Below are 8,977 nucleotides of genomic sequence, written 5' to 3' on the forward strand. Positions count from 1 at the left end.
TTTGCCATTTTCTTGGCAAATTGGGTATTGACAAAGTGGCCTGGCTTGTTAGCGATAACCTTACCCTGTATTTTTGTGCCAATCAAGGCTAAATCCCCAACAACGTCAAGCAATTTGTGTCTGGCAGCCTCATTAGGGTAATGTAATGTTAGGTTGTCTAATATACCATTAGGTTTCACATTGATGGTCTCTTTACCGAACGCAACTTTCAAATTCTCCATTGTAGCTGCAGATATTTCTTTATCAACATATACAATAGCGTTATTCAAATCGCCACCTTTGATTAGCCCGTTGTCCAACAATTCCTCCAATTCATGTAAAAAACTAAATGTTCTTGATTCAGATATTTCCGTTTTAAAATCGGCAATGCTTTTCATGTTGGCATTTTGCGTACCTAATATTTTGGTCCCAAAATCTACCATGGCAGTAACGCAATAATGGTCACTTGGCATGATTAAAATTTCACTTCCGGAAGCTTCATCAGTAAAAGAGATAACCTCTTTTACCACATATACCTTGCGTTTTGCATTTTGTTCTTCAACTCCCGCTTTTTCAAGCGCTTCAACAAAATATTTGGATGAACCATCCATTATAGGCAGCTCAGAAGCGTTTAATTCTATAATCACATTGTCCAAATCGCATCCGACTAATGCCGCCAGAACATGTTCCGGAGTTTGGATTTTTACTCCCAGTTTTTCTAAATTGGTTCCTCTTTGCGTGTTAACAACATAATTCGCGTCAGCTTCAACAACAGGTTGTCCCTCTAGATCTATTCTGACAAAAGTGAACCCATTATTGATTGGAGCCGGCTTAAAAGTCATTTTAACCTCTTTACCGGTATGTAATCCAACTCCAGTAAGCGAGATTTCCGTCTTGATAGTCTTCTGTTTAACCATTATTCCCGTTTTTTTGGTTTATTATTTGTTTCTTTAATTCTTCTAACTCTGCAACAATTTTTGGTAAATTCTTGAAATGGACATATGATTTGCTAAAATCATTGTATCCAAATGTCGGACTACCCTGTAAGATTTCATTGTCTTTAATATTCCTTCCGACACCGGACTGCGCTTGAATGCGAACATTATTACCAATGGTCAAATGCCCCGCAATTCCCACCTGTCCGCCGATCATCCCGTTTCTGCCAATTTTTGTCGAACCCGCAATGCCCGTTTGTGCGGCAATCACCGTGTTTTCACCTATTTCGACATTATGGGCAATCTGAATTTGATTATCAAGCTTTACGCCTTTTCTTATGATTGTAGAGCCCATTGTCGCTCTATCGATGGTAGTGCAGGATCCAATATCGACATTATCCTCTATAATAACGTTCCCTATCTGGGGTATTTTTTTAAATGTTCCGTCGGAATTTGGTGCAAAACCGAAACCGTCCGCCCCAATTATAGCCCCAGAATGAATCGCGCAACTGCTTCCGATGACCGTTTCCGAATATATTTTGGCACCCGCAAAAATAGTCACATTATCTCCAATGACAACATTATCTCCAATAAAACAATTAGGATAAATCTTGACATTGTCACCAATCACTACCTTTGAACCTATATAACTAAAACTACCCAAATATAAATTTTTGCCATATTTGGTGTTTTCCGAGATAACTGATGGCTGCTCTATTCCGCTTTTATTTCCTTTCGCCTGATCGTAAAATTCCAGTAATTTTGAAAATGCCAGGTAGGCATCGTCCACTTTTATTAATGTTGTTTTTAAATTTGATTCTGGCTCAAACGATTTGTTTACAATCGTAATGCTAGCATCTGTAGTATAAATGAAACTATTGTATTTAGGGTTCGACAAAAAAGTCAACGAACCGTCTTTTCCTTCTTCAATTTTAGATAATTCATGCACTTCAGCATTGGGATTCCCAACAACTTCACCGTCCAAAATCCCCGCTATTTGTTCTGCTGTAAATTTCATTCCGACAAAAATATAAAAAAATAGATTTTAAATGTTCATTTCCACAAGTTGTTTTGGGAAACAGATGTAATATTTGGTGACTGATTTTGATAACGATTTTAAATTCAGTTGGTCAGAAGATTCAATAACATCCTCGACCGTCTTGTCCTTTTTCAAAATTCGTATGGGTTCCTGTTCCTTACTATACGCCTGATTTTTTATTTTTCCTTTAAAGATAAAATAATTGGTTTCCGTTATGCTTATGTTATTATCCGATGCAAAACGTTCCTTCAATGGCTGCAAATCTTCAACCGGCACTTTTTCACTGGTTAATTTTATTTTCAATAGATCCCTGTTGATGATCATCTTGCTCAACGAAGACAAGATAAAATCGTTCTGGCGTTGCCATGATTTCAAAGCACTAATGATATCAAAATCATCCAACTGGGAAAACAAATCCAAAGTCCCTGTATTAAACGTATCTAAGGTAATCTTATTTTGTAAAAAAAACTGCAAGGGTTCGCTGCATGGCAAAACCATTCCTTTTAAAGTGAGTTCTTTGGCGCGTTTTAATATTCTGGTCAAAATCAATTCAGCCACTAAACTGGTTTTGTGTAGATAAGCCTGCCAGTACATCAATCGTCTGGACATCAAGAATTTCTCTACTGAATAGATTCCTTTTTCTTCGATCACCAACACATCGTCCACAACATTCATCATCTGGATCAATCGCTCCGAATTGACATTTCCTTCCGCAACGCCCGAATAGAAGCTGTCTCGTTTTAAATAATCCATTCGGTCCATGTCCAATTGGCTCGAAATAAGCTGCAACATGAATTTACGGTGATAATCCCCCTCAAATACCTGAATGGCCAAACTCAACTGCCCATTAAATTCCACATTCAATTGGTGCATAAACAACAACGAGATTTCCTCATGGTGCACATCCTCCACGATGCTTTTTTCCATGGCATGGGAAAAGGGTCCGTGGCCTATATCGTGCAATAAAATGGCGATATATAAGGCGTTCTCTTCCTCAGTGGTAATGGAAACACCTTTAAAACGAAGCACTTCAACCGCCTTTTGCATCAAATGCATGCAGCCCAAAGCGTGATGAAAACGGGTATGATTGGCTCCGGGATACACCAAATACGACAAGCCCATCTGGGAAATTCTTCTTAAACGTTGAAAATAAGGATGTTGTATAAGGTCATAAATTAAGGCATTCGGGATGGTGATGAACCCGTAAATGGGATCATTGAATATTTTCAGTTTATTGATTTGACTCACTATAACTTTCTTTTAGGTCAACAAATATAGTCAAATTAGATTGCATAACGGCTAGGCTAAAATGACTGGCTGTTTTCCATCAAATTGGACTGATTTTATAATGTTTAAAACTTTTGGGATTTTATGAGTCCCGTCCTTAAAATTTAAGGGCAAAATCTTAAAATTACAAAATCATATAAAAAAAAGCGGGGATATCATCCCCGCTTTCCCGTTTCTTACAAGACTTTTTTCTGTTCGTCTTTTATATCCACTTCGGTAACTTTACCGTACTTTTCGGCTATTTTTTTGATTTCTGCTGATTGGCCCACTAAAACAAATTGGAATTTGTCCTTAGGGAAATACTTGGCAATGATTTGGTTTGCTTTTGCCAAGTTGAGACCGTCAACATTTTTTTCGAAATTATCGATGAACGATTTGTCAAAATTATACCAGAACATTTGTGTCATTAGCCCGGAAAGTTGTGCTGATGTTTCATAACGCGGGGGAAATTGCCCTTTGACATAATTTTTGGCTGAGGCCAACGATTTTTCATCAAGACCGTTAGCGTGCAATTTATTGACCACTTCCAATGCTTTATCAATTGCGGCTTCTGTAGTTGCGTTGGCAGTAAAGGTGCTAATAGCAAAAGAACCTCCGCCTTTCAAAGCGCCAAATCTGCTGGATGCCCCGTAAGTCAAACCTGAATTTACACGCAGTTCGTCATTCAACATAGAAGTGAATCGTCCCCCAAAAAGCGTGTTGACTACTTCAATAGCCACAAAATCGGGATTGTTTCTGCTTATTCCTGGAGCTCCTATATAAAATGTGGTTTCCTTAGCGTCGTTTTTATTGACTAACAACACTCTGTTTTCGGTAGGATTGCTGATTGTTTTTGTTGCGGGATTTTCTTTTTCTTTCGTCGATTTTTCCCACTTTGAGAACAAAGCAGATAACACCCCTTTCATTTCTTTAGCATTAAAATCCCCAACTACACTAATGGCGGAGTTATCTGGTTTATAATTCGCTCTATAAAAATCAGTCACATCCTCTACGGTCAATTTACTGACGGTGGAGTTGACACCATTAATTACGTTGCCATAAGGATGATTCCCGTACAAAAAGGCATCGAAATAGGATCCTATTACTGATCTTGGGCTTTCTTTTTGCTGCTCAAGCGACACTAACAGACGGCTTTTCTCTTTATCAAACTCCGTCTGGTCAAACACAGGATTGAGCATTATGTCCTTTATGATTCCCAGTACCTTGACTTTATCTTTTGAGGCAAAATTGGACGAAAGTCCCGCATATTCTTTGGTTGCGTATGTATTTACATGAGCCCCTATAAAGTCTAGTTCTTCATCAAGTTTTGTCTTTGTGTAATTTTCAGTGCCATGTTTTAGGGCGGTGGCCGTTAAAGACGCAAGACCCGCTTGATCATTGTCATAAATGGCACCCGCAGGAAGTATCGCCGATACGCTTATTATGGGAACATCATGTTGTTCCATCAGGTAAACGGTAAGCCCATTAGACAATTTAAAAGTGGTATAATCGGGTAATTTATAGCCCTGCGCAGTTAGGCTTATTTGTGTCAATAGCAGTAAACAGGCCGTTAGTATTGTTTTTTTGATTGGTTCCATAAAATTAATTTTCTACGTTTGTTTTTAATATACCTACTGTTCTGTTGCTTTTTGTGAAATATTTTTTGGCAACGTTCTGCACATCAGCAACCGTAATCTTATTGTAGTTGGCTGGCGCATTGAACATTTTTCGATAATCTCCAAAAAACACTTCATACGTCCCTATATTGTTTGACTTCCCGTTGATCGTTTCCACTTGGGAATAAAACTCCATCAGTTTTTGATTTTTGATTTTTTGAAGTTCAGTTTCGCTGATGCCATTGGTTTTTATTTTTTCGATTTCCACATATATCGCGTTTTCCAAATCTGTTTCATTAATGTTCTTATTGGCGACAGCGTAGAAACTGAAAAGGTTTGGGTCAAAACTATCACCAAAGTCAGTCGCTATCTGAGTTGCTAATTGCTGTTTGTCAACCAAGGCAGTATATAATCTTGACGATTGTCCACTTGAAAGTATGGAACTCAGAATGTTTAATGCATAGTAATCCTCATTTTTGGACTCGGGAGTATGATAGGCGATCATTAGATACGGAGTTGCAACCTCTTTTTTAACTGTTATTCGACGCTCCCCGGTTTGTTCAGGTTCCACTATGTGCACTGCAGGTGGTGCGGGTTGTGCGGGAATCGGTTCTAAATACTTTTCGGCAAATTCTTTCACCTGATCCGCTTTGATAGCTCCGGAGACAACAACCACGCAGTTATTTGGTGCGTAGTAGGTTTTAAAATAACGTTCCAAATCTTGCTGGGTCCAGTTTTTCATATCGTCTTCATAACCAATGACTGGCCAGTGGTACGGATGCTCCTGAAAAGCGGTTGCCTGAACAGATTGCGATAAAAATCGCCACGGAGAGTTCTCCAGTCCGGTGCGTCTTTCACTTAGCACCACTCCTCTTTCGCTTTCGACCATTTTTGGATCGATACTTAAGCTGGCAATCCTGTCGGCTTCCATGTCAAAAATAATTTCTGAGGCCGAGGCTGGAAACCAGTCCGTATATACAGTAACATTTTCGGTGGTATAGGCGTTATTGGCACCGCCGTTGAATTCCATTGTTTGGTCAAAAAATTTAGGACCATATTTTTTGGCCCCGTTGAACATCATGTGTTCAAAGAAGTGAGAAAGCCCGGTAATCCCCTGGTACTCGTTACGGCTTCCCACCTTATAAAATAAATACATGTTGGCATTGGGAATGGAAAAGTCTTCCACAACCAGGAATTTCATACCATTTTTCAAGGTAAAAGTTTCTACGTCATCTGCTTTCATTTGTGCTTGACCCACAAGCCCCAGCATCAGAAAAAGAGGCAATATTATTTTTTTCATATTACATAAATAAACATTAATTAAACATTCCACATTTTATTGTAATTCTATTTTTGTATAAACAAAGTATAAGTTCCTGGAGGCAAATTTCAAGCTAACACGCGAAACCAATTCCAAAATTCTTGATATCTCCAATTTTTTTATAAGCTAATTTAAAAAAGATTTTAGTTTAACAAGAATTTTATTTGAAAATTCGCAAGCATAGAGATTTCCGGAACCAAAAAGCTTTTCGAATTTCCATTTCAATAAATTGAAAGTTTGTTTGGCCTTATTGGTCCAAGCGACATGAAGTTTAACGATTGATCCAAAGCTTACTGGGCGTTCGACATTAAATGTGATTAGATATGTCAATTTGATAAAAGAGAAATCAAATTAATTGCTTACTTTATGCTTAACTGTTTAGCATCCCTATAAATTCAGGGTTTTTATTTCTTAAATCTACACCCCCTTCATAAATGGACTTTAAATTCAAAAGATAAAAAGACCAGCCCGATTCGCAACCAAGGCGGATATTGCGTTTGGACACATCATCGGTTGGGATATTTTTCTGGGTTAACTTTACGATCACGTATTCCCCGTCTTGCTTGAGCTCAACATCGACTAGGCATTCTCCCGCGAAAGTAAATTGCAGGTGGTCAATTCCATTCGCTTTGGTTATTTTCCCTTTCTCCACCGCATCGTATAAAAACCAAGACCATTCATAGCTGTCCTTTTTTAATATGTTTTGGTGACGGTCAACAATACCGCTCTCCGGTCTTATAAAAACGGCCTTACTCAAGAACCAATTCTCTAATGCCGACGGTTTGGTCCAGGCATTGTAGATGTCAAAAAGATTTCCTTTCACGGCGATTTTCTTTGTGAATTTAGTCCAGTCAAAAGTTTCCATCTTCTTTTCTTTTTGATTACACGTTCTCTTTAAATCCCGCACTTCCCTATTTTGAAATGCAAAAGAGACAACTAAGATACGGAATATTAAGGGATTACAAAGAACTAATCCAACAAGACAAATCAAGTTCCATCTTACAGTCAGCGGTCTGAAACATCACATCGGTCAACGGAATTTCACCGAAGCCCAAACTTTTATAGAGCGTTATGGCGCTTACGAGTTTTGTATTGGTTTCCAGAATAACGGTGTTGCCCTCCAGCTGTTTGCACAAATCGAGACAGTGAACCATTAATTTTCGCCCGATTCCCAGTCCCTGATACCCGTTATTCACGCCCAGCTTCAATATTTCGAAATTATTTTCTCCCTCTCTAATCATTGAAATGGTACCCACGATTGCATTGTCATAATGTGCCAGAAAAATGAAACCCCCTTTATCCAAAATGACCTCTTGGGGATGCTCAAGCATTGGCATATCGGCTTCCTCCAACAAGTCAAACTTTTCCAACCATTCCATGGAAAGTCTTCTAAATTCTTGCTGGTGTTTTGCTTCGTACGGGGCTATTATCAATTCTTTCATAGTTGTATTTTCGTTTACGCTCCGCTGCACTTATTCCTCAGTTATCTTTTCGGCATTTCTCATATCCAGGTAGGATTTCATAAACAGCACCGCCAATCCTAATCTAAAAAACCGATACACCCACATATTGACTTCCCAAAAGAAAAGTTCGTGTGTCGCCTCGTTATCGAATAGAGAGTCGATAAAAGAGATTGAAAATATAATGGCAAGTACTAGATAGGCGTTTTTAGGCATTTTCATAAATGATGATTTGTGGTTTTATTTTAAATTTCTTTAAAGATTTGAAAATAGCATTGGGCAGCAACTCTTTATTTCTTATCCGCCATATATAAATTGGCAATTTCTTCAATGAAATTTTGTGGATGTCCACCCACTAAATTACTTAATACAACAACGGTAATTTTATCTTTTGGATAGATGAATACGGCATTTCTAGCACCGCCAAAAGTGGCAATTACAGGAGCCTTAGATTTTGTGGCTATAAAAAAACCGATAGAATTTTGATTAAAGAAACCGTTTCCTTCATGTATCGATCCATCCTTTAAAGTTACTGGAGCCAACAGCATTTTTAGGCTTTCTTTATTGATAAATTTATTCGTTTGTAAAGCAATTGCCCATTTTGCCATTTCCGTCGCGGTGGAAAATGTTCCCCCTGCGGGATACAAATTTTTGGGCATCGGTTGGTATATATTAGTTAAGCTACCATTGATATAATACGTATATGGTCTTGCGGAATGATCAATTACTGAGAAAAAATCGCCCATCCCCGCTTTGATCGAACGTTTCATAGCCGCTTTTTCAAACTGGTTTTCGTTTACATATTCTTCAAAAGATTGGCCGCTAATTTTTTCGATAATCTTTCCAAGCAACAAGAAATTGGTTTGGTTGTAGCGTTGTTCCTCTCCAGGGTGAAAAACGATAGGCTGCTCTTTTATTTTTTTAAACAATTCAGCGCTATCGTTTGACCACATATGTTCTGGTCTCTCCCAAATATCAGGGATTCCGGAGGTATGCGTTGCCAGTTGTTTTACGGTGATATTTCGCCATGGATTAGGCAAACTGTCCAAATATTTAGAAATGGGATCTTCCAGTTTCAATTTTCCTTTTTCTACCAGTTGCATAATGGCAACTCCGGTAATTGATTTAGTCATCGAGTTAATGCTGAAAACAGTTTCGTCATCCACGGCAGTCGAATCCTCGATATTTGCCAGCCCGTAATGCCCCGTTTTGACAATGGCGTTGTTTTTGACCACCGCAAGTTGCAAACCAACAATCTTGTTTTTTTGCATCAGCTCTTTTATCGCAATATCCACTTTATCAGCTTGCGAATGAGCAATGGTACTGACCGCAAAGACGGCAACTAAAATCATTGTTTTTTT

General features: G+C 38.4%; 9 protein-coding genes. All 9 read right to left on the reverse strand.

Annotated features, from left to right (window positions below):
* Positions 1-896 (reverse strand): UDP-3-O-acyl-N-acetylglucosamine deacetylase (lpxC, locus tag VIH09_RS07060; RefSeq protein ID WP_331579298.1); only part of this gene is annotated, 896 nt, incomplete at its 3' end.
* On the reverse strand, positions 889-1,932 hold the full coding sequence (gene lpxD / locus VIH09_RS07065; protein WP_331579300.1) for a UDP-3-O-(3-hydroxymyristoyl)glucosamine N-acyltransferase: 1,044 nt from the start codon (positions 1,930-1,932) through the stop codon (positions 889-891). The genes lpxD and lpxC, both read right to left, overlap by 8 nt.
* 27 nt (positions 1,933-1,959) lie before the next feature.
* A complete protein-coding gene (locus VIH09_RS07070; RefSeq protein WP_331579302.1) occupies positions 1,960-3,201 on the reverse strand; it encodes an HD domain-containing protein in 1,242 nt (413 codons plus the stop codon).
* A 215-nt stretch (positions 3,202-3,416) separates the two neighbouring features.
* Positions 3,417-4,817: a pitrilysin family protein gene (locus tag VIH09_RS07075; protein WP_331579304.1), complete on the reverse strand. Its 1,401-nt coding sequence runs from the start codon at positions 4,815-4,817 to the stop codon at positions 3,417-3,419.
* A 4-nt stretch (positions 4,818-4,821) separates the two neighbouring features.
* Positions 4,822-6,135, reverse strand: coding sequence for a pitrilysin family protein (locus VIH09_RS07080; protein WP_331579306.1), 1,314 nt, complete (start codon positions 6,133-6,135; stop codon positions 4,822-4,824).
* A gap of 391 nt (positions 6,136-6,526) precedes the next feature.
* Positions 6,527-7,021, reverse strand: coding sequence for an SRPBCC domain-containing protein (locus tag VIH09_RS07085; RefSeq protein ID WP_331579308.1), 495 nt, complete (start codon positions 7,019-7,021; stop codon positions 6,527-6,529).
* 94 nt (positions 7,022-7,115) lie between these two features.
* Positions 7,116-7,598: a GNAT family N-acetyltransferase gene (locus VIH09_RS07090; RefSeq protein ID WP_331579310.1), complete on the reverse strand. Its 483-nt coding sequence runs from the start codon at positions 7,596-7,598 to the stop codon at positions 7,116-7,118.
* 30 nt (positions 7,599-7,628) lie between these two features.
* Positions 7,629-7,838, reverse strand: coding sequence for a hypothetical protein (locus VIH09_RS07095; protein WP_331579312.1), 210 nt, complete (start codon positions 7,836-7,838; stop codon positions 7,629-7,631).
* Positions 7,839-7,906: 68 nt separating this feature from the next.
* The coding region (locus VIH09_RS07100; protein WP_331579314.1) for a serine hydrolase domain-containing protein at positions 7,907-8,977 on the reverse strand (1,071 nt) is incomplete at its 5' end.

It is taken from the genome of Flavobacterium sp. (assembly GCF_036515215.1).
Classification (GTDB): Bacteria; Bacteroidota; Bacteroidia; order Flavobacteriales; family Flavobacteriaceae; genus Flavobacterium.

Excerpts from the sequence above, each read along its gene's own strand:
- VIH09_RS07085 (WP_331579308.1), bottom strand. The coding sequence starts at position 7,021 with ATGGAAACTTTTGACTGGACTAAATTCACAAAGAAAATCGCCGTGAAA.
- VIH09_RS07080 (WP_331579306.1), bottom strand. The coding sequence starts at position 6,135 with ATGAAAAAAATAATATTGCCTCTTTTTCTGATGCTGGGGCTTGTGGGT.
- VIH09_RS07095 (WP_331579312.1), bottom strand. The coding sequence starts at position 7,838 with ATGAAAATGCCTAAAAACGCCTATCTAGTACTTGCCATTATATTTTCA.
- VIH09_RS07075 (WP_331579304.1), bottom strand. The coding sequence starts at position 4,817 with ATGGAACCAATCAAAAAAACAATACTAACGGCCTGTTTACTGCTATTG.
- VIH09_RS07090 (WP_331579310.1), bottom strand. The coding sequence starts at position 7,598 with ATGAAAGAATTGATAATAGCCCCGTACGAAGCAAAACACCAGCAAGAA.
- lpxD (WP_331579300.1), bottom strand. The coding sequence starts at position 1,932 with ATGAAATTTACAGCAGAACAAATAGCGGGGATTTTGGACGGTGAAGTT.